The sequence below is a fragment of the Mesorhizobium album genome, assembly GCF_033977205.1.
GTDB classification, from domain to species: domain Bacteria; phylum Pseudomonadota; class Alphaproteobacteria; order Rhizobiales; family Rhizobiaceae; genus Mesorhizobium; species Mesorhizobium album.
Window position 1 is genome coordinate 15,001 of sequence record NZ_JAVIIW010000010.1, and the last position, 19,989, is coordinate 34,989.

17 protein-coding genes (1 of these 17 only partly in view) are annotated in these 19,989 nt (G+C 64.6%); 5 read left to right on the forward strand and 12 right to left on the reverse strand.

Annotation, left to right across the window (positions count from 1 at the left end):
* On the forward strand, positions 1-1,272 hold the 3' portion of the coding sequence (locus tag RFN28_RS10655; protein WP_320287435.1) for a M23 family metallopeptidase. It extends 708 nt beyond the left edge of the window; the window shows 1,272 of its 1,980 coding nt (coding positions 709-1,980); its start codon lies beyond the left edge, outside the window; its stop codon occupies positions 1,270-1,272.
* Between the two features lie 54 nt (positions 1,273-1,326).
* Here the strand turns inward: RFN28_RS10655 and RFN28_RS10660 are convergent, their stop codons facing one another.
* Positions 1,327-2,883: an MFS transporter gene (locus tag RFN28_RS10660; protein ID WP_320287301.1), complete on the reverse strand. Its 1,557-nt coding sequence runs from the start codon at positions 2,881-2,883 to the stop codon at positions 1,327-1,329.
* Between the two features lie 166 nt (positions 2,884-3,049).
* Here RFN28_RS10660 and RFN28_RS10665 point away from each other — a divergent pair, with 166 nt between their 5' ends.
* The gene (locus RFN28_RS10665; RefSeq protein ID WP_320287302.1) at positions 3,050-3,682 is read left to right on the forward strand and encodes a TMEM175 family protein; all 633 of its coding nucleotides are present in this window, start codon (positions 3,050-3,052) and stop codon (positions 3,680-3,682) included.
* Here the strand turns inward: RFN28_RS10665 and RFN28_RS10670 are convergent.
* The 8 genes from RFN28_RS10670 to RFN28_RS10705 form a co-directional block, all read right to left on the reverse strand.
* Positions 3,656-5,173 (reverse strand): L,D-transpeptidase family protein, encoded by a 1,518-nt coding sequence (locus RFN28_RS10670; RefSeq protein ID WP_320287303.1) that lies wholly within the window; start codon positions 5,171-5,173, stop codon positions 3,656-3,658. The two genes, RFN28_RS10665 and RFN28_RS10670, sit on opposite strands and share 27 nt — an antisense overlap.
* Positions 5,174-5,345: 172 nt before the next feature.
* The gene (locus RFN28_RS10675; protein ID WP_320287304.1) at positions 5,346-5,708 is read right to left on the reverse strand and encodes an MmcQ/YjbR family DNA-binding protein; all 363 of its coding nucleotides are present in this window, start codon (positions 5,706-5,708) and stop codon (positions 5,346-5,348) included.
* A gap of 126 nt (positions 5,709-5,834) precedes the next feature.
* The gene (clpB, locus tag RFN28_RS10680; RefSeq protein WP_320287305.1) at positions 5,835-8,441 is read right to left on the reverse strand and encodes an ATP-dependent chaperone ClpB; all 2,607 of its coding nucleotides are present in this window, start codon (positions 8,439-8,441) and stop codon (positions 5,835-5,837) included.
* A gap of 336 nt (positions 8,442-8,777) precedes the next feature.
* Positions 8,778-9,779 (reverse strand): DUF4167 domain-containing protein, encoded by a 1,002-nt coding sequence (locus RFN28_RS10685; protein WP_320287306.1) that lies wholly within the window; start codon positions 9,777-9,779, stop codon positions 8,778-8,780.
* 308 nt (positions 9,780-10,087) lie between these two features.
* A complete protein-coding gene (prmC, locus tag RFN28_RS10690; RefSeq protein ID WP_320287307.1) occupies positions 10,088-10,957 on the reverse strand; it encodes a peptide chain release factor N(5)-glutamine methyltransferase in 870 nt (289 codons plus the stop codon).
* The gene (gene prfA / locus RFN28_RS10695) at positions 10,950-12,029 is read right to left on the reverse strand and encodes a peptide chain release factor 1 (RefSeq protein ID WP_320287308.1); all 1,080 of its coding nucleotides are present in this window, start codon (positions 12,027-12,029) and stop codon (positions 10,950-10,952) included. The genes prmC and prfA overlap by 8 nt, the downstream gene beginning before the upstream one ends.
* A 10-nt stretch (positions 12,030-12,039) precedes the next feature.
* Positions 12,040-14,310 carry a phosphoenolpyruvate--protein phosphotransferase gene (gene ptsP / locus RFN28_RS10700; RefSeq protein WP_320287309.1) on the reverse strand — a complete coding sequence of 757 codons (2,271 nt, stop codon included), beginning with the start codon at positions 14,308-14,310 and terminating at the stop codon, positions 12,040-12,042.
* 83 nt (positions 14,311-14,393) lie between these two features.
* On the reverse strand, positions 14,394-15,647 hold the full coding sequence (locus tag RFN28_RS10705) for an aspartate kinase (protein WP_320287310.1): 1,254 nt from the start codon (positions 15,645-15,647) through the stop codon (positions 14,394-14,396).
* A gap of 280 nt (positions 15,648-15,927) precedes the next feature.
* Between RFN28_RS10705 and RFN28_RS10710 the strand changes: the two genes are divergently transcribed.
* The gene (locus RFN28_RS10710) at positions 15,928-16,167 is read left to right on the forward strand and encodes a hypothetical protein (RefSeq protein ID WP_320287311.1); all 240 of its coding nucleotides are present in this window, start codon (positions 15,928-15,930) and stop codon (positions 16,165-16,167) included.
* A gap of 130 nt (positions 16,168-16,297) precedes the next feature.
* Complete coding sequence (gene ubiG, locus RFN28_RS10715) at positions 16,298-17,047, forward strand: bifunctional 2-polyprenyl-6-hydroxyphenol methylase/3-demethylubiquinol 3-O-methyltransferase UbiG (protein ID WP_320287312.1); 750 nt, start codon at positions 16,298-16,300, stop codon at positions 17,045-17,047.
* A 24-nt stretch (positions 17,048-17,071) separates the two neighbouring features.
* Here ubiG and RFN28_RS10720 read toward each other — a convergent pair whose 3' ends face one another.
* The gene (locus RFN28_RS10720; RefSeq protein WP_320287313.1) at positions 17,072-17,986 is read right to left on the reverse strand and encodes a DMT family transporter; all 915 of its coding nucleotides are present in this window, start codon (positions 17,984-17,986) and stop codon (positions 17,072-17,074) included.
* Positions 17,987-18,082: 96 nt separating this feature from the next.
* Between RFN28_RS10720 and RFN28_RS10725 the strand changes: the two genes are divergently transcribed.
* Entirely contained in the window at positions 18,083-18,568 is a 486-nt protein-coding gene (locus RFN28_RS10725) for a MarR family winged helix-turn-helix transcriptional regulator (protein ID WP_320287314.1), read from the forward strand.
* A 131-nt stretch (positions 18,569-18,699) separates the two neighbouring features.
* Here RFN28_RS10725 and RFN28_RS10730 read toward each other — a convergent pair whose 3' ends face one another.
* Both RFN28_RS10730 and RFN28_RS10735 read right to left on the reverse strand, forming a co-directional pair.
* Positions 18,700-19,125 carry a DUF1178 family protein gene (locus RFN28_RS10730; protein WP_320287315.1) on the reverse strand — a complete coding sequence of 142 codons (426 nt, stop codon included), beginning with the start codon at positions 19,123-19,125 and terminating at the stop codon, positions 18,700-18,702.
* Complete coding sequence (locus tag RFN28_RS10735; RefSeq protein ID WP_320287316.1) at positions 19,122-19,988, reverse strand: carbon-nitrogen hydrolase family protein; 867 nt, start codon at positions 19,986-19,988, stop codon at positions 19,122-19,124. Before RFN28_RS10735 ends, RFN28_RS10730 begins: the two co-directional genes overlap by 4 nt.
* Between the last annotated feature and the right edge of the window lies 1 nt (position 19,989).

The window sequence follows — 19,989 nt, forward strand, 5'->3', positions numbered from 1 at the left end:
GATGCCTTCGCCGAGAGCATGGCCGGCTCCTACGACGTCAAGATCACGCCGGAGAATGTCTCGGTGGCGCCGCGCGCCACACTGGATGACCAGGCGCCGGCCTTTGCCGAGGAAATCATCCCCTTCACCAAGGATACGGATATCGCCGAGGCCTTCGCCGATTCGGGTTACACCGGCGACGACGCCACAGGCATGGCGGCGGCGATCGGCAAGCTCTTGAACGCTACGGCGCTCAAGGCCGGGACGGTGTTGCGCGTCGGCCTAGAGGTGCGCGGCGACATCGCCAAGGTGGTCCGCACCGGCGTTTACGACCGCACCACCCACATCGTCACCATCGCGCTCGACGATCGCGGGCAGTTCGTCCCGGCGCAGGAGCCGGAGCCCAATCCCGAATTGCTGACGGCCTTCGATGATTCGCAGCCAGTGGTGGTCCGCGGCAACCTGCCCAATGTCTATGACGGCATCTATCGCACCGCCTATTCCTACGGCATGTCGAAATCGATGACCCAGAAGCTGATTAAGCTTCTTGCCTCGGACGTAGATTTCCAGTCGCGCCTTTCACCTGCCGATCGGCTCGAAGTGCTGTTCTCGCAGCCTGACGGCGACGACCAGACCTCGGACAATTCCGAGCTTCTCTACGTCTCGGCGACCTTCGGCGGACAGACGCGCAACTTCTATCGCTTCCAGATGCAGGACGGCAGCGTCGACTATTTCGATGAGAACGGCAGCAGCGCCAAGCAGTTCCTGCTGCGCAACCCGCTGCCCAATGGCCGCTTCACCTCAGGCTTCGGCGCGCGGCGGCACCCGATCCTCGGCTATGTCCGCATGCACACCGGCACCGACTGGGCCGCTCCGATCGGATCGCCGATCATCGCCGCCGGCAACGGCGTCATCGAGAAGGCCGGCTGGGCGGGCGGCTACGGCAAGCAGATCATCATCCGCCACGCCAATGGCTACGAGACCTCCTACAATCACCAGAGCGCCTTCGCCAAAGGCATGGAGCCGGGCGTTCATGTCCGCCAGGGCCAGGTCATCGGCTATCTCGGCCAGACCGGCCTCTCCACCGGCCCGCACCTCCACTACGAGCTGATCGTCAACGGCACCAAGGTCGATTCGATGCGCGTGCGCCTGCCGGTCGGCAAGGTGCTGAAGGGCGACGATCTCGTCGCCTTCAAGAAAGAGCGCGAGCGCATCGACGACCTGCTCAAGCAGGAAGACGGAAATTCGCTGAAGGTCGCCAGCGCCAAGACCGATTCGCAGCTTCCGAACTGAGCAATCCCAGGAAAAGTGCGTAGCGGTTTTCCGTCCGGAATTGCGCAAACTGCTTCAATCCCGAGAATCGTCCGTCCGCTGCGGCCAGGCCACCGCCTGCCCGGGAACCGTGACCCATGCGATGATCGACGACAGCAGGCAAAGCAGCGCGGTCAGGCCGGCAACCGCGGCAAAGGCCGAATCGCTTGCCGCAATCCTCAATGCATCGAGATCGGCTGCGAGGGCGTGCGTGGGCGGCTCGCCGTAACCGGGCATGCCGGCGGGACTGCCGGTCAAACGCGCATAGACGAAAGCCGCGAGTGAACCCATCGCGGCCACCGCGATCAATCCGCCGATGCGCGAGACGGCGTTGTTGATACCGGACGCCGCGCCCGTTTCCTTGTCCTCGACCGAAGTCATGATTGCCGTCGACAGCGGCGACACGACGAGCGCCATGCCAAACCCCATCAGGGCCATCAGCGGAAAGATGCCGGTCCAGAAATTATGGACGCCGGCATGGGCAAGCACGGCCATGCCGGCAAAGGCGATAGCGACGATGAAGCTGCCGGCGGCGATTGGCAGGCGCGGACCGATCCGGTCCGACCACTGGCCGACCGGCCCCGACAGCAGCGCGATCAATGCTGATAGCGGCAGGAAGATGAAGCCGACTTCGGCCGAGCTCAGCCCCCAGCCGGCGATCAGCAGCATCGGCAGGTAGAACAGGTTCGCCGAGAGCGAGAAATAGAGGAAGAAGGTCGCCAGATTGGCGCCGGCGAAGGCGCCGATACGGAACAGGCCGAGATCGATCATCGGCTCGCGCTGCCAGCGCTCGTAAAAAATGAAGATAAAGAGCAGGATCACGCCGGCGACGATCGCCGGCCCGGCCATCATCCCGCCGCCCTCGGCGTTCATCGCCGTCAACCCATAGGCCAGCGATCCGAAGGCGAGCGTGGCGAGCCCGGCGCCCCCGAGATCGAGGCTGCGCTTTTCGGTCGGCTGGTCGGCCGGAATCTTGACGAGCAGCAGATAGATCGAAACCAGCCCGAGTGGCAGGTTGACGGCAAAGATCGCGCGCCAGACGCCGTTGCCAAAAGTGGATAGGACGAAGCCGCCCAGCACCGGACCGAGCGCCGTCGTCAGCGCCGAGGCGGCCGCCCAGATACCGATCGCCCGGCCGCGCTCCTTTTTCGGATAGGCCTTGGCGATGATGGCGAGGCTGCCCGGCACCATGATGGCGGCGCCGATGCCCTGAATGGCGCGGAAGGCGATCAGTACCGCCGGATTCGGAGCCAGCGCGCAGGCGAGCGAAGCGGCGATGAAGAGCGCAATGCCGGTCACGAAGGCGCGCCTGAGACCGAAACGGTCGCCGGCCGCACCACCCGCCAGAATCAGCGCCGACAGCGTCAGCGCATAGGCATTGGAAATCCATTGTGCTTCAGCCAGGCTGGCGCCAAGGTCGACGCGCAAGGCTGGCATGGCGATAGCCAGGACCGAACCGTCGATGAAGCCGAGCGCCGAGGCCAGAATCGCCGCGACCAGCACGAATTTGCGCCGGGTCTGCGGGCAGAAGGTGCCGTTCGCACGCTGCGCGGTCGAAAACGAATCGGCGGTGGTCTGGTTCGAGGACGCCATGAATGTCTGCTTAGCTCTCCGGCGCTTGCGCAACAACCGGCCAGAGGATCGCTGTTCTTGATGGCACTGGCAGCATGGCCAGGACGGCGGCAATCCTGATGCAAACGAACCGTCGCATGCTAGGTTCCGGCCCGTCGTCCGAACTTGCGCCAAGGGGGGGAAAGCCATGAAGCGACCGCTCGAACCGTCAGCCGAAGGGCGCGGGCGAATCGTCGGCATAACCGACGGCGTCTTCGCCATCGCGCTGACCTTGATCGTGCTGGAGATCAGGGTGCCGTCGCATGAAACTGTGCATTCGGAAAGCGAGCTGCTTGCGGCGATCCTGGCCCTCGCGCCGCGTTTCCTGACCTATGCGCTGAGCTTCCTGACGCTGACCATCTTCTGGTTCGGCCAGCAGGCGCAGCATGGCCTGATCGCAAAATCGGACCGGCGGCTGGCGACGCTCAACCTCTGCTTTCTCGCCTTCATCGCGCTCCTGCCGTTCTCAACCGACCTTCTCGCCGATTTCCTCGAATTCCGCGTCGCGGTGCTCGTCTACTGGCTGAACCTTCTGATGCTCGGCGTCACGCTCTTCGCCAGTTGGCGGTATGCCGACAAGAACGGCATGCTGGCGGACGACGTCGATGCGGAAACGAGACGCAACGTCTATCAGCGCATCGTCAAGGCGCAGATCCTTTGGGCGATCGGGGCGGCACTCTGCCTCATCACCCCGCTGGCGAGCATTGCCTTCATCCTGCTGGTGCAGTTTGTCTATGCCGCCGCGCTGCGCGGCTCACTGCTGCGCAAGTTCATCGGCTGAATATCCGCCGCCGACAAACTCGACGGTGACGCCCGGCGAGACCAGCTTGGCAAGCTCGCGCGCGTCCCAGTTGGTCAGGCGCACGCAGCCATGGCTTTCGGTCTTGCCGATCTTGGAGGGGTCGGGCGTTCCGTGGATGCCGTAGGTCGGCTTGTCGAGCGCGATCCAGACCGAGCCCACCGGACCGTTCGGCCCCGGCGGGATGGTCAGGATCTTGTCGTTCTGGCCTTGCTTGAAATTGATGTTCGGGTTGTAGGTGTAGTTGGGATCGAGCGCGACGCGCGACACGGCGTGGATGCCGGATGGGGACGGCGTGTCGGCCGAGCCGATGGTGGCCGGATAGGCTGCGACCAGCTTGCCGCCGGCATCATAGGCGAACACCTCTTTCTTGTCTTTGTCGGCAACGATGCGGGCGACCGGCGTCGACACCAACTGGCCGAAATTGGCGACCTTGATGATCGTGCCGGGACGGTTGAAGTCGAGCCCCTTGTTGATCGACTTCAGATAGGCTTCGTCCATGTGGAAACGTTCGGCGAGCGCCTCGGTGACGGAGGTGTAGCCCATGCGGTCGAGCCTGGCCTTCTGGCTGTAGTCTTCCGGGATTGAAGCGACATAGGGGCCGGCCGCGTCTTCGGGCGTGATCGTGTAGGAAGCGAAGGCGTCGCCACCCGATTGCGCAAGCGCCGCCTGGATGCCGACCGCGTCGGTCGATTTCAGATTGCTGCCGGTGATCTGGTTGTAGGCAGCCAAGGCCTTGTCGACATTCGAGCCGAATCGCCCGTCGATGACGCCCGGCGAAGCACCGCCGCGGTCGAGAAGCACCTGAAGTGCCGCCACGTCCTGGCGCACGCCGAGCGACAGCGACGAATCGACGGTGGACTTGCCGCCCGTGTCCGGCGGCAGCGCGGCCTGGGTGTCCGGATTGGTCTGCAGCACGTCCCCCTGGCCCGGCTGCGGTTCGACCGACGCCTCATTCAGCGGCTGGCGCTTGATGGTGTCCGACCTTGGCGCCTCCGGATAGGTGGCAGCAAAACCGTCATCGTTCGGCGCCGGCGGATAGGCATCGACGGAATTGCCGCTGTTGGAATCGTAGTCGTCGACCGGCGGCGGAATATACCGGCCGTTCTCTTCCAGCTGCTTGCGGCGGAAGCGGGCCATGTCGTCGGGATTGTCGAGATAGTAGCGGTCGTCGTCCTCGACGGGCGCACGCCCGAGCTCTTGCATCCGCAGCTGGCGTCGCAGCGCCCGGCGGTCGAGCCTGGTCTGCGGCGGCTGGATGGCGATCACCTTGCCGGTGTCGGCGTCGACAAGCACCCGGTTGCCCCTGGCATCGTAATAGATGTCGATATTGCCTTCCTGGGCGAGCACGAGCGCGCCGTATTGAGCGGGCCGAACCGCTTTCTGCGCGCCATCTCCGCTTGGCGCCGCGAGCGCGCCAGAAGTGACCAGCCCGGCCGCGAGTGCCGAAAGGGAAAGGATCGTGCGCAGCATGTGGGTCAGGCTCTCCGGTCGGCGCGGTCTTGGCAGGCGAACGCTTCGCCAGCAAACCAGTTACCAAAATTAAGGTTCCTATATGAACCGGGCATGAAGATGGCGGATTTCCGGTGCTTCGACCATGATCCCCAAAAGTGGGACCCGGTTTTCGGAAAGATCATTGGTCTCGCTAAAGACCCAGCTTAAGTTCCCTGCGTGCCTGTCTTGTCAGCTTGAGGACGACCAGGCGATGGCTTTCGCGCAGATAGTCCTTCAGCGCCGCATCATCCACGCTCTGGCTTGTCTGGCGCTGGATCCATTTCATGCCGCGCGAGGCGAGATAGGGCGCGGGCCGGCAACCCGGCTGATCCTTCAGCACGTCATAGGCCATGTCGGAGCATTTGAAGGTGACGAAGATCTGCCCGTCCCGGTCGTGACCGCCGATCGCGAACACTTTGCTGCCGACCTTCCAGACATGGGCGCCGCCCCACTGGACGACATGCGTCGCGGCGGGCAGCGAGGCGCAGAAGCCGTTATAGTCCTCAAGCTTCATCGGGCTTCGCCCCTTCCAAGAGAAATCTGGACCTGTTCGGTTTTGCGGTAAGGCCGAGTCAAAAAGCAAGAGCGCGCCGCACCGGTCCGGGGCGACGCACTCTCGTTGATTCGCTATAGCTCGAAATCAGGCGGCGGCTTCGGTCGTCACCACGGTCGGCTTCGAGCGGAAGTTCAGGCGGTCGGAGCCGGCGGTGATCTTGACGGTCGAGCCGTCGAGGATCTCGCCGAGCAGGATCTTCTCCGCCAGCGGGTCCTGCAGTTCCTTCTGCATCACCCGCTTCAGCGGTCTGGCGCCATAGGCCGGGTCGTAGCCCTTGGACGCCAGCCACTCGATCGCGTCGTGATCGAGCGACAGCGTGATCTTGCGATCGACAAGCAGATTCTCCAGCCGCTTGAGCTGGATCTCGACGATGCGGTCCATGTCGTGACGACGCAACCGGTGGAACAGGATCACCTCGTCGACGCGGTTGAGGAACTCCGGACGGAACGACGCCTTGACGACATTCATCACTTCGTCGCGCACTACGTCGACGTCTTGGTCCTCACTAAGATCGACTAAATAGGTGGCGCCGAGGTTAGAGGTCATGATGATCAGCGTGTTGCGGAAATCGACCGTGCGGCCCTGACCGTCGGTCAGCCGGCCGTCGTCGAGCACCTGCAGGAGCACGTTGAACACATCCGGATGCGCCTTTTCGATCTCGTCGAACAGCACGACCTGGTAGGGCCGGCGCCGCACCGCTTCGGTGAGCGCGCCGCCTTCCTCATAGCCGACATAGCCGGGAGGCGCGCCGATCAGCCTGGCGACCGAGTGCTTCTCCATGAACTCCGACATGTCGATGCGCACCATCGCGCTCTCGTCGTCGAACAGGAAGTTGGCCAGCGCCTTTGTGAGCTCGGTCTTGCCGACGCCGGTAGGCCCAAGGAACATGAACGAGCCGATCGGCCGGTTCGGATCCTGCAAGCCCGCGCGGGCGCGGCGCACGGCTTTCGAGACTGCCTGCACGGCTTCGCCCTGGCCGACGACCCGCTTGCCGATCTCGTCTTCCATGCGCAAGAGCTTCTCGCGTTCGCCCTCCAGCATCTTGTCGACCGGAATGCCGGTCCAGCGCGACACGACATGGGCGACGTGGTCGGGGCTGACCACCTCTTCCACCATGCCGGCCTTGTCGTCCCGGGCTTCGGCTTCCTGCAGCTTCTTCTCCAACTCCGGGATCTTGCCATAGGCAAGCTCGCCGGCGCGCTGGAACTCGCCCTTGCGCTGGGCGATGGCGAGCTCATTGCGCATCTCGTCGATCTGCTTCTTGAGATCGGCGGCAAGGCCGAGCTTCTGCTTTTCGGCCTGCCACTTCGCGGTCATCTCGGTCGACTGCTCTTCGAGGTCGGCAAGCTCCTTCTCCAGCCGGGCGAGCCGGTCCTTCGAAGCCTCGTCCTTCTCGACCTTCAGCGCCTCGCGCTCGATCTTCAACTGCATGACGCGGCGGTCGATCTCGTCCAGCGCCTCGGGCTTGGAATCGACCTGCATCCTGAGCCTGGATGCAGCCTCGTCGACCAGGTCGATCGCCTTGTCCGGCAGGAAGCGGTCGGCAATGTAGCGGTTGGACAGCGTCGCGGCCGAGACAAGCGCCGAGTCGGAAATGCGCACCTTATGGTGCTGCTCGTACTTCTCCTTCAGGCCGCGCAGGATCGAGATGGTGTCCTCGACCGTCGGCTCGTCGATGAAGACGGGCTGGAAGCGGCGGGCAAGTGCGGCGTCCTTCTCGACATGCTTGCGGTATTCGTCGAGCGTGGTCGCGCCGACGCAGTGCAGCTCGCCGCGCGCTAGCGCCGGCTTCAAGAGGTTCGAGGCGTCCATCGCGCCGTCTGCCTTGCCGGCGCCGACCAGCGTGTGCATCTCGTCGATGAACAGGATGATGTTGCCGTCGGCGGCGGTGACTTCGTTGAGCACGGCCTTCAGCCGCTCCTCGAACTCGCCGCGATATTTGGCGCCGGCGATCAGCGCGCCCATGTCGAGCGCCATCAGCTGCTTGTCCTTCAGCGATTCCGGCACGTCGCCATTGACGATGCGCAGCGCCAGGCCTTCGGCGATCGCCGTCTTGCCGACGCCGGGTTCGCCGATCAGCACGGGATTGTTCTTGGTGCGGCGCGACAGCACCTGGATCGTGCGGCGGATCTCGTCGTCGCGGCCGATGACCGGATCGAGCTTGCCCGTGCGGGCATCGGCGGTCAGGTCGCGAGCGTATTTCTTCAGCGCATCATAGCCCTGCTCGGCATTGGCCGAATCGGCGGTACGGCCCTTGCGGACATCGTTGATGACCTGGTTCAGCGCCTGCGCGGTGACGCCGGCCTTGGCCAGGATGTCGGAGGTCTTGGCCGACTTCTCCATGGCGAGCGCCTGCAGCAGCCGCTCGACGGTGACGAAACTGTCGCCGGCCTTCTTTGCCAGTTCCTCGGCGGTCGAGAATACTTTGGCAAGCGGCTGGGCGAGGTAGAGCTGGCCGTTGCCGCCTTCGACCTTGGGCATAGCTTCGAGCGCCGCCTCGACGCCGAGCTTGACGTCGCGGATACGGCCGCCGGCACGCTCGATCAGGGACGCGGCAAGGCCTTCATCGTCATCGACGAGCACCTTCAGAATATGTTCGGGAGTGAATTGCTGATGGTTGCGCGAGAGCGCCATGGTCTGCGCGGACTGGACGAAACCGCGCACGCGCTCCGAGTATTTTTCAAGATTCATATCTGTCTCCTTCCATCACCGGCCCGCTTTGCGGCACCGGATCAGATTGCGGTGACGGACCCGCTCATGGAGCCGAGCCCAGTTCAGCCGAGATATGGTGTATGGGCCAAGGTCTCTCAAGACGCCTTGATATCGGTCAACGCAGAATATTCTAATGCGTGGTGCCCAAAACTGCGCAGCGATTTTGGGAGAACGACATGCATCAAAACAAAGGCCTAAGGCGCGGCGCCTGAATCCGTTTCGACGCGGCGCGCTTTCGGCATGCACCAACGAAAACGGCGGAGATTTCTCTCCGCCGCTCGAATGCCTGAAAATGGAAGGATCAGCAACCCAGGATCAATTGTTCGCGTCGGCGACCGCCGGTTCGCTGGCACCGCCTGCCGGCTCGCCGGCAACCGCCTCGCCCGGTCCTGCTTTTGCCTCTCCGGCGGCAGCGACGACAGCGTCGTTGCCGTTGTCCGCCGTGTTGCGATCGTCAGCGGGGCTGTCCGCCTGGTCGGCATTGCCCTGCTCGGCGTTGTAGCTCTGGCCACGTCCGCGGCGTGGGCGTCTCTGCCGACGCCCGCCGCCATTGTCCGCGCCGGCCTCGTTGCGCTCCGACTGGGCCGCAAGGCCCGCCGGTGAGAAACTGTCGAACAGCGGAGCCTGCTCGGCGGCGACGCCAGCTTCCGCGGAAGCCTCCGGCTGTGCCTGCGCCTCGTTGCGGCGGTTCTGGTCGAGCTGCTGGCCGCCATGTTCGCCACGCTGGCCTTCGCGCTGGCCCCCATCGCGCTGGCCCCCATCGCGCTGCCCATTGTCGCCGCGCTGACCATTCTGGCCGTACTGGCCATAGCCGCCATTGCGGCGGTCGCGGTGCCTGTTGTCGCGCCGGTTGTTGTCGCGGCCATTTTCCTGGTTGAAGCCGAGCTCGGCCGGCGTGCCTTCGATCACCGGTTGGGGCCCGGAGCCGTTTGTCGCGGCCTGCGCCTCACCGGCATTGGCGTTGCCGACAGTTTCGAACTCGTCGCGATCCTCATCGAGGTCGTCGTCGAAATCGTCGCGGTTCTGCTGAGCGTTCTGGATCGGCAACTGCGCCTGCGCGGCGGCAATGATGCGATTATAGTGTTCGGCGTGCTGGAGATAGTTCTCCGCCATCACCCGGTCACCGGAGCTTTGCGCATCACGAGCGAGTGCGGCGTATTTTTCGGCGATCTGCTGAGCCGATCCGCGGATCTTCACGTCTGGACCGTTGCTCTCGTAATTGCGCGTCAGGGGATTAGGTCCCTTGCGGTTTTGGTTGCCACCGCCGCCATTGTTGTTGCGACCGCGCATGCGCCTGTTCTGCTGTTGTGGCCTCATTCGACTCTCTTCATGTGAAATTCAAAACTCTTCGCGAACGGTGGCGCTCATGCGGCCGACCGTTTCGTTTTTTCACCGGCGTTCGCCCGCATCGATTGCGTTGGCGCCACGTGCCATCCTGTTCCGGTTACATCACTTGCCGGACGATTCCCGCACGAAGCTTGGGCGTCGTTTGCGCAAGGAGGCAGCTATTTCCAAGGAAAACCGAATCGCTAAGAGCACTGCCTGCTTCGTCTCATCCGGTCAAGCCGGAACCTAGCTGCATTCCCTAATATTGCCAAGCGTTTTTTCGCACTGCATCAGGGGTTTCAACGCTCAAACACCAAAACTCTATCGTTTCCGCCGAGGTCGCGTCGCGCCTCTGCCAGCCTGTAGCCGGCTCGAGCGAAGATCGCAGTGACCTCGCTTTGCTGCGTATGGCCGATCTCGACCGCTACCTTGCCTTGTGCTTCCAGAAACCCTTCCGCCCCGCCGGCGATGATCCCATAGGGAACTAACCCGTCCACCCCGCCGTCAAGGGCCCGGTGTGGATCGAAATCGCGGACCTCATCCTGCAGATTTTCGATGTCTCGAGACGCTATATAGGGAGGGTTCGCGGCAATTAAATGGTAGCGGCCCGAAACTTTTTCAAACCAATTGGAATGCAGGGCCTTGAAGCGGCCGCCGAGCCCCAGATCCTTGGCGTTTCGCATGGCCGTGGCGAGCGCGCCAGGGGAGATATCGACGCCGGTCGCGGTCGCGGCCGGAACGGCGCTGAGCAGTGCCAGCGCGATGGCGCCGGTTCCGGTGCCGAGATCGAGGATGCGGCATTCGCCAAGCCTTTCGGCCGTTGCCTTGGCGAAGGGCAGGACCGCGTCGACCAGCGTCTCGGTGTCCGGACGCGGCTCCAGCGTGTCCGGCGACAGCGACAGCCGCAGCCCGTAGAATTCGCGATAGCCGAGGATGCGGTGCACCGGCTCGCCTGCGACGCGACGTCTCAGAGCTTCGTCGATCGAGGCCAGCGCCGCTGCCTCGACCGAACGACCGGGCTCGGCGATGGCCTGGGCGCGGGCCGTACCGGAAAAATGTTCGACGATCAGCCTGGAATCCAGCGCCGGATCGGCAATGCCGGCAGCGGCGAGCCGCGCCCTCGCCGCGCGCAGCAGCGGCCCGAGCGCGGCGGGCAAAGCGTCAGCCATCAATGCCCATATCCGCGAGCAGCTTCGACTGGTGATCGGCGATCAACGCGTCGATCACCTCGTCGAGCTCGCCCATCATCACACGGTCCAGCTTGTAGAGCGTGAGGTTGATGCGGTGGTCGGTGACGCGGCCCTGCGGGAAATTATAGGTGCGGATGCGCTCCGACCGGTCGCCCGAGCCGACCTGCGATTTGCGCGATTCCGAGCGCTCCTCATCCGCGCGGCTGCGTTCCAGGTCATAAAGCCTGGCCCTGAGGATCTGCATGGCGCGCGCCCGGTTCTGGTGCTGCGACTTTTCGGCCTGCACCACCATGATGCCGGTCGGCAGATGGGTGATGCGCACCGCCGAGTCGGTGGTGTTGACGTGCTGGCCGCCGGAACCGGAAGCGCGCATCGTGTCGATGCGGATATCTTCGGGCCGGATGTCGATATCGACCTCCTCGGCCTCGGGCAGCACGGCGACCGTCGCCGCCGAGGTATGGATGCGCCCGCCGGCCTCGGTTTCCGGCACGCGCTGCACGCGGTGCACGCCGGATTCGAATTTGAGATGCGCGAACACGCCCTTGCCCGACACAGAGGCGATGATTTCCTTGTAGCCGCCGACCTCGCCTTCGCTCGCCGACACGACCTCGAACCGCCAGCCGCGCGAGGCGGCATAGCGCTCATACATGCGAAACAGATCGCCGGCGAACAGCGCCGCCTCGTCGCCGCCGGTGCCGGCGCGGATTTCGAGGATGGCGTTCCTGTCGTCGGCGGCATCCTTGGGCAGCAGCAGGATCTGGATGTCCTTCTGCAGCGCCTCGATGCGCTCCTCGACCTGCGGGAGCTCCGCCTCGGCCAGCGCCCGCATCTCGGCGTCCGTGCCTTTGTCGGCGAGCATCGCTGCCAGGTCGGCCTGTTCCTGCTCGGCGGCGCGCAACGCCCGGATCTTGCCCACCATCTCCTCGATGTCGGCATATTCCGAAGCCATTTTGACATAGGCGTCGGCCGACGGCCCGGCCGACATCTGCGCTTCGAGCATGTCGAAACGCTTGACGACTTGATCCATGCGGTCGCGGGGCAGGTTGATCATGGCAGAAATGCTATAGCGGAATGGAGCGGTCGTCGGCAAAGGCCTGCAGCAGCGCCCGCATCGGCGTCCCCTGGGCGGGCGCCATCAGATTGTCCTTGAAGAAGGCTTCCAGCTCCTTCAGCGGCAGCTCGGTCAGCATGGCCTTGACCGGGCCGATCGAGGCCGGCGACATCGAGATCGAGCGGAAACCGAGGCCGATCAGCGCCATAGCCGAGATCGGCTTGCCGGCCAGCTCGCCGCAAAGCGTGACCGGCGTATGGTTGCGCGCGCCGGCATCGGCGATCGTCTTCAGCACGCGCAGGAACGGCGCCGACAGCGTGTCGAAGCGGTCGGCGAGCTGCGTGTTGCCGCGGTCGACCGCCATGATGAACTGGAAGAGGTCGTTGGAGCCGACCGAAACGAAGTCGACCGCCTTCATCAGCTCGTCGAGCTGGAACAGCAGCGACGGCACCTCTAGCATCGCGCCGAGCTTGAGGCTGGTCGGAAGATGATGCGCAAAACGCGACAGATGCCTGACCTCGCGGTCGATGATCTCGCGCGCCTGCGCGATTTCCGACAACTCGGTCACCATCGGCAGCATCAGCTTCAGCTCGCGCCCGCCGCAGGCCTTGAGCAACGCGCGGATTTGGGTTCTGAGCAGGCCGGGACGGTCGAGGGTGAGGCGTATCGCCCGCCAGCCGAGCGCCGGGTTCTCCTCCTGCACCGCGCCCTTGAAATAGGGCAGCACCTTGTCGCCGCCGATGTCGATGGTGCGGAAGGTCACCGGCTTGCCGCGCGCGGCGTCGAGCACGTCGCGGTAGAGCCGCTCCTGCGCCTCGGCGCGCGGGAAGGTCGAGGCGACCATGAACTGCAATTCGGTGCGGAACAGGCCGATGCCGGCCGCACCCGATTCCGAAAGCTGCGGCAGGTCGACGGCCAGCCCCGCATTCATCAAGAGATCGACCTGGACGCCGTCCTTGGTCACCGACGGCTTCTTGCGCAGTTCGCGGTAGACCTCCTGCCGCCGCGCCCGGAAACGGACCTTTTCGGCATAGGCGGCCTCGAGGTCGGACTGTGGCCGGAGGTGGATGGAGCCTTCGTCGCCGTCGATGATGATGGCGTCGCCGTTTTCCGCCATGGAAACGGCGCCCTTGACCTGGCCTGCGACCGGGATGCCCATGGCGCGCGCGACGATGACGACATGACTGGTCGCGGCACCGTCCTCCAGCACCAGGCCGCGCAGCTTGTCCCTGGGATAGTCGAGCAGTTCGGCCGCGCCCATCGAGCGGGCGACAATGATGGCGTCCTTGGGCAGCGAGGCCGCGACATCCTCCGGTCCGCGTCCCATCAGCTGGCGCAGCAGCCGGTTGGCGAGATCGTCGAAATCACTCATCCGCTCGCGCAGGTAAGGGTCGGTCATGTGCAGCATGCGCGCGCGCATATCGCTCTGCACCTTCTCGACGGCCGCTTCCGCCGTCAGGCCGTTGCGGATCGCCTCCTCCAGCCGGCGCACCCAGCCGCGGTCGTTGGCGAACATGCGATAGGCCTCGAGCACCTCGCGATGCTCGCCCTCGAAGGCGACATCGCGGCGTTCCAGCATGTCGTCGATCGAGAGCCTCAGCGAGCCGAGCGAGCGGTCGAGGCGGCGCACCTCCTCCTCGCTGTCCTCGTTGAACAGGTTGGTCACGACGATGCGCGGCTCGTGCAACACGACATGGCCGAGCCCGACGCCTTCGTTGAAGGAAAGGCCGGTGAAGCTTGCCGGACGGCTGAGATCGAGTTCCAGCCCGGGGCGGGTGAGGCGGGCGAGATCGCCGGTGGCGATCATCTCGGCGATCACCATCGCCGTGGTTTCCAGCGCCTCTATCTCGTCTTCGCGGTATTGGCGCATCGTCTTGTTCTGCACCACCAGAACGCCCAGCGTGCGCCCTGCCCTCAGCACCGGCACGCCGAGGAAGGAATGGTAGATCTCTTCGCCCGTCTCCGGCAGATAGGCGAAGGCCGGATGCTCCTGCGCGTTGGAGAGATTGAGCGGCCGCGCGCTGGCAGCGATCGTGCCAACCAGGCCTTGGCCGAGCCTCAGCTGCGCCAGGTGGACGGCATTGGGGTTCAGACCTTCGGTGGCGTAGAGCTCCAGCACCGAATCGGCGCGCAGCACATAGAGCGAGCACACTTCGGCCACCATGTTGGAGGCGATGTCGCGCACGATACGGTCGAGCCGCTCCTGCGGCTCCAGCGGCTCCTGCATGAGCTCGCGGAGCCGTCTCAGCAGAACGCGCGGGCCACCGGCCATGTCACGCATCGCGGCTTGTTCTCCAATGGGCACGTCGCCCGCCGCAGTTTCCGCCGCGGCCGGCCCTTACGCAACAACTGACTCAGTTCTTGCTATTGCTTATCGAGACCGTAGACGGAATGCAAAGTACGAACAGCAAGTTCCGTATAGGCACCGTCGATCAGTATCGAAATTTTGATCTCCGAGGTGGTGATCGCCCGGATGTTGATCGCCTTGTCGGCCAGCGCCTTGAAGGCGGTGGCGGCGACGCCGGCATGGCTGCGCATGCCGATGCCGATGACCGAGACCTTCGACATGCCGGCTTCCGACTGTACCACATCATAGCCGACATCGGCCTTCAGCCTTTCCAGCACGGCGAGCGCCTTGTCGACGTCTCCGGAAGGCACGGTGAAGGTCATGTCGGTGAACTTGCCGTCCTCGGAAATGTTCTGGACGATCATGTCGACATTGATGTTGGCCTCGGCCAGCGGGCCGAAAATGCCGGCGGCAACGCCCGGGCGGTCGCCGACGCGGCGCAGCGAGATCTGCGCCTCGTCCTTGGCGTAGGCAATTCCTGTGACGACCTGCTGTTCCACGATCTCTTCCTCGTCGCAAATAAGCGTTCCGGGCGGATTAAGCAAATCCCCCATTCCGGGCGCATCAGGATCGTCGAAGGACGACCGCACGAAAGTACGCACCCTGTGCACCATAGCAAGCTCGACCGACCGCACCTGCAGCACCTTGGCGCCGAGCGAGGCCATTTCGAGCATTTCCTCGAACGAAATCTTGGCCAGCCGCCGCGCCTTCGGCTCGATGCGCGGGTCGGTGGTGTAGACGCCGTCGACATCGGTGTAGATGTCGCAGCGGTCGGCTTTGACGGCGGCCGCGATCGCCACAGCACTTGTGTCGGAGCCGCCGCGGCCGAGTGTCGAGATGCGGTTGTCCGGGCCGATGCCCTGGAAGCCGGCGATGACCGCCACCTGGCCCTCGCCGAAGCGCTTGATCAGGAACGCGCCGTCGATATCGAGGATGCGCGCCGCGCCATGGGCATTGTCGGTCTTGATCGGGATCTGCCAGCCCTGCCAGGAACGCGCATGGACGCCCATGTTCTGCAGCGTGATCGCCAACAGGCCGGCGGTGACCTGCTCGCCGGAGGCGACGACGGCGTCGTATTCGCGCGCATCGTGCATCGGCGAGGCCTCGCGCGTCCAGGCGACCAGCTCATTGGTCTTGCCGGCCATGGCCGAAACCACCACGGCAACCTGGTGGCCCGCATCGACCTCGCGTTTGACATGACGCGCCACATTGCGGATGCGGGCGATGTCGGCGACCGAGGTTCCGCCGAATTTCATCACGATACGCGCCATGGAAGCGAAATGCCTTTGACTAAGCCGGCTCAGAGCCGGAAATGCGAAAGTTGCGCCCGGCAAGGCCGAGCCGCGGAAATGCGCGGCCTCCTTAGCCAAAACAGCTAAGCTTCGCAAGCGATGCGGACAAGAAGGGCCTGAGGTTCGCTTGAGGTCTCCTGACGGATCCCTGCGAGGCCATGCGATAGTCCGGAGGAAGAAACGCAACGCATGGAGGAATTCATGACCGAGACGCTGGAAATCGTCAGCTTCCGCCTCAAGCCGGATGCCGCGGCCGATTTTGTCGCCCAAAAACGGCACCGTCACCGACTGGCTCGCGCGCCAGCCCGGCTTTCTCAGCCGCCATCTCGGCGCGCGCGAGGACGGAAGCTGGGTCGATGTCGTGCGCTGGCAGAGCCTCGAGCAGGCTCAGGCGGCGGCGCAGCGCATCATGGCCGAGATCGGCGACTGCGAAGCCATGCAGGCGATCGAGCCGGCCAGCGTCAGCATGAGCCATGCCGCGATCGCGTTGTCTGGTTGAAGGCGACCGTCTCCTGGTAGGTCTCCGGGCGGCTTGCTGGCAGCAGTGGAAAAACCTGCCTTGACTTTCTCCGCTGGGGACCCGACTTCCTAGCGTTCCCCGGCTTCCTACCGTTCGAGGAGACCCGCTTATGCCACAGCCCCGACGATCGACCATCGATGCCGCAGAAGTCGAGCGCTTTTCCGCCCTTGCCGCTGAATGGTGGAACCCGAACGGCAAGTTCCGGCCGCTGCACAAGTTCAACCCGGTGCGGCTTGCCTATATCCGCGACCAGGTAGCGGCGCGTTTCGGCCGCGACCCGCGCGCGGCGAAGCCTTTCGAAGGCCTGCGCTTCCTCGACATCGGCTGCGGCGGCGGGCTTTTGTGCGAGCCGATGGCGCGGCTTGGCGCCGAGGTGGTTGGGGCCGACGCATCGACCACCAACATCGAGGTCGCAAAGCTGCATGCGGCGGAGGCCGGCGTCGACGTTGATTACCGCGCCACCACGGCGGAAGCGCTGGCGGATGCCGGCGAGACCTTCGATGTCATCCTCAACATGGAAGTGGTGGAGCATGTTGCCGATGTCGACCTGTTCGTCGCCAAATGCGGCCAGATGGTCCGGCCCGGCGGCATTATGTTTGTCGCTACCATCAACCGCACGCTGAAGGCGCTCGGCCTTGCCATCATCGGCGCCGAATATGTGCTGCGCTGGCTGCCGCGCGGCACGCACCAGTTCGGCAAGCTGGTGCGGCCCGAGGAATTGGGAAAGGCGCTTGTCGCGGCGGGGCTGACGGTCATCGACCGCACCGGTGTGATCTACCACCCGCTCGCCGACCGCTGGCAGAAGTCCAGGGACATGGACGTCAACTACATGGTGCTCGCCGAAAAAGCCTCGGTCTGATCGGCCGCGCCGCCGCTTTCGCGCTCACGCCGGCTGGGTCCGCACCCTGGCACGGGGCTGGCTTTGCGCCTTGGTCGTGATGAAGACGCCGGCGGTGATGATGGCCGCGCCCAGCCAGGTCAGCAGCTGATAGTGCTCGCCGAGAAAGATCGTGCCGGCAAAGAGGCCGACCGCAGCCGCCACATAGCCGATCTGGCTGAGATAGACGGGGCCGCCGACCGCCTGCAGCCGGAAGAAGAAGGCAAACATCGCCGACGCCGACGCCACCTGCCCGGCGGCCACCAGCGGCACGCTGCCGAGCGAAGCGAACGGCTGCCAGCCGAAAAGCGCCAGGATGCCGACGAGAAGCAAGGTCGCCGCCGCGAGGTGGCTGCCGACGGCGAGCTCGATCGGACCGGTTGATTCCGGCCAGTCGACGGTGCGGTAGATGTTGCCGGCGGCGAGGCTGACCGGGATGAGCAGGCCGATCGCCACCCAGAAATAGTCGGCCGGCTGTCCGGCCTCACCGCGCGTGAGCGCAACCATCACCGCGCCGATGAAGCCGACGGCAATGCCGGTAACGCCGAGCAGGTTGGGGCTCCTGACGCCGAGCAGGATCGAGAACACCAGCGTGATCACCGGCGAGAGCGTGAACATGATGCCCGTATAGCCTGCGCCGAGATGCGGAATGGCCGAGAACATCAACAGATTGGGAAAGGCGTAGGACACCGCGGCGGTGACGAAGAAATAGCGCAGCTTCCGCGCTGTAAGCCGGATGCGCTGGCCGCCAAGCAGCAACGGGCATAAAAGCATGCCGCCGGCGCCGAACGAAATGACGAAGGCCCAGACCATGGCCGGCACGCCGGCCGCCGTCGCAAGCTTGCCGAAAGGCAGCGTCATGCCGAGCAATCCGCCGGTGACGACCAGAAGGCCCAATGCCGAATCCCAGAGAAATTTCATCGGATGGTTCCTGCTTCTTTCGGCGCTTGGCCGTTAGCTTGTCTTGAGATAAGATAGTGAAAAGATTCTTCATCAAGATACTTTGCGGTGAGGCATATGGATCGCGCTGGGAAAGCCATCGAGCAGTGGCGGAGGGAACGGCCGGACCTCGACGTGTCGCCGATGGGGGTGATCGGGCGGCTGAACGAAGCATCCTCGCTGATCGCGCGCGACCGCCTGGCGCCGGTCTTCGCCAGCTTCGGCCTGCAGCATGGCGAATTCGATGTGCTGGCGACGCTGCGCCGCTCCGGCGCGCCTTACGCCCTGACGCCGACCGAGCTCTATGAGGCGACGATGGTGACCTCCGGCGCCATGACCGCCCGCCTCGATCGGCTGGAGAAGGCCGGCCTGATCCAGCGCGCGCCGCATCCGAGCGACCGCCGCGGTGTGGTTGTCCACCTCACCGCGAAAGGCCGCGAGTTGATCGACGAGGCGCTTGCCGCCCATGTCGCCAACGAGCACCAGATCCTCGCCGGCCTGACGCGTGAAGACCGGGAGACATTGGCGAATTTGTTGGAAAAGCTGATCGGAAGCCTGGGGTAGAGTAATTCCAGGAAAAGTGTGTAGGCTGGGTGACTTCGCCGTAGCCCTCCGTCCGGAATTGCGTGAAAACAAAGAGAAAGAGATAGAGCGGTTCGGCGTTTCCGTGAAACGGTGAACGCTCTAGCCGCGACTCAGTGCCGATCCTCCGGAAAGCTCGGGATCGGCATGAATTCGACCCCGTCCTCCGCGAGGCTTTGCGCCTCCTCCGGCGTCGCCTCGCCATAGATGCCGCGCGGATCTGTCTCGCCGAAATGGATCTTGCGCGCTTCCTCGGCGAACTTGTCGCCGACATAGTCGGCGTTCTCGCGCACCTTTTGAGCCAGCGCCTTCAGCTGCGCCAGCGCCTGCTTCTGCGCCTCGCCCATGGCGAGCGCCATCTTTTCCTGGCTCCGCGAGGTGGAAACGGCCGGTGCCATCAGCGCCTTTTCTATCTTGTGCGAGCCGCAGGTCGGGCAGTCGACGAAGCCGCGCTTCTTCTGGGTGTCGAAGTCGTCATTGCTGCGGAACCAGGCTTCGAACTCGTGATCGTGTTCACAGATAAGCGAAAAGCGGATCAAGAGGCTGCACCCCTCAGGCGCGGCGCCTCCGCCTCGCCGGCATTGACGGTGAAATCACGCGCGTTCTTGAGATTGGGAATCTTACGGCGCGCGGCGACCGATTGCGCTGGATCGATCTCGGCGACGATCACGCCGGGCTCGTCATGCGCGGCCTCGGCGAGGACGCGCCCCCACGGGTCGACGATGAGCGAATGGCCATAGGTCTCGCGGCCGTCCTCATGCAGACCGCCTTGCGCGGCTGCGACGACATAGGCTCCGTTCTCGATGGCGCGCGCCCTGAGCAGCACGTGCCAGTGCGCCTCCCCGGTCTGGCGCGTGAAGGCGGCGGGCACCGAGAGCACGTCAGCGCCGGCCATCGCCTCGGAGCGGAACAGCTGCGGGAAGCGCAGGTCGTAGCAGACGGCGAAGCCCAGCCTCGCGCCATCGATCGCGGTGACGACGGCTTCCTTGCCCGGTTCATAGGAGGCGGACTCGCGCCAGCTTTCGCCATTGTCGAGATCGACATCGAACATATGGATCTTGTCGTAATTGGCGACCGTGGCGCCGTCGGGAGCGAACAGGAACGCGCGATTGGCAAGCTTGCCGTCGGCGCGCAGGATGGCCGTCGAGCCGACATGCAGGAAGATGCCGAGTTCCTTGGCGAGCTTCCGCGCCGTCGAAACGACGATGTCCTTGTCCTCGGTGGTGAAGGCAGCCGCGCCCGCCTGCTTGTCGCGGACGAGCGCGCCGGTCATTTCCGGCGTCTGCACATAGGTCGCGCCGCGGCTTGCGGCCTCGCGCACCAGCCGTTCCATATCGGCCGCGTTGCGCTCCGGGCTCGTGCCTGAACGCATCTGCACTGCCGCCGCCTTGAAGGAACCCATC

Coding starts and splice junctions, on each gene's coding strand:
- RFN28_RS10660 (WP_320287301.1), bottom strand. CDS start 2,883: ATGGCGTCCTCGAACCAGACCACCGCCGATTCGTTTTCGACCGCGCAG.
- RFN28_RS10665 (WP_320287302.1), top strand. CDS start 3,050: ATGAAGCGACCGCTCGAACCGTCAGCCGAAGGGCGCGGGCGAATCGTC.
- RFN28_RS10670 (WP_320287303.1), bottom strand. CDS start 5,173: ATGCTGCGCACGATCCTTTCCCTTTCGGCACTCGCGGCCGGGCTGGTC.
- RFN28_RS10675 (WP_320287304.1), bottom strand. CDS start 5,708: ATGAAGCTTGAGGACTATAACGGCTTCTGCGCCTCGCTGCCCGCCGCG.
- clpB (WP_320287305.1), bottom strand. CDS start 8,441: ATGAATCTTGAAAAATACTCGGAGCGCGTGCGCGGTTTCGTCCAGTCC.
- RFN28_RS10685 (WP_320287306.1), bottom strand. CDS start 9,779: ATGAGGCCACAACAGCAGAACAGGCGCATGCGCGGTCGCAACAACAAT.
- prmC (WP_320287307.1), bottom strand. CDS start 10,957: ATGGCTGACGCTTTGCCCGCCGCGCTCGGGCCGCTGCTGCGCGCGGCG.
- prfA (WP_320287308.1), bottom strand. CDS start 12,029: ATGATCAACCTGCCCCGCGACCGCATGGATCAAGTCGTCAAGCGTTTC.
- ptsP (WP_320287309.1), bottom strand. CDS start 14,310: ATGCGTGACATGGCCGGTGGCCCGCGCGTTCTGCTGAGACGGCTCCGC.
- RFN28_RS10705 (WP_320287310.1), bottom strand. CDS start 15,647: ATGGCGCGTATCGTGATGAAATTCGGCGGAACCTCGGTCGCCGACATC.
- ubiG (WP_320287312.1), top strand. CDS start 16,298: ATGCCACAGCCCCGACGATCGACCATCGATGCCGCAGAAGTCGAGCGC.
- RFN28_RS10720 (WP_320287313.1), bottom strand. CDS start 17,986: ATGAAATTTCTCTGGGATTCGGCATTGGGCCTTCTGGTCGTCACCGGC.
- RFN28_RS10725 (WP_320287314.1), top strand. CDS start 18,083: ATGGATCGCGCTGGGAAAGCCATCGAGCAGTGGCGGAGGGAACGGCCG.
- RFN28_RS10735 (WP_320287316.1), bottom strand. CDS start 19,988: ATGGGTTCCTTCAAGGCGGCGGCAGTGCAGATGCGTTCAGGCACGAGC.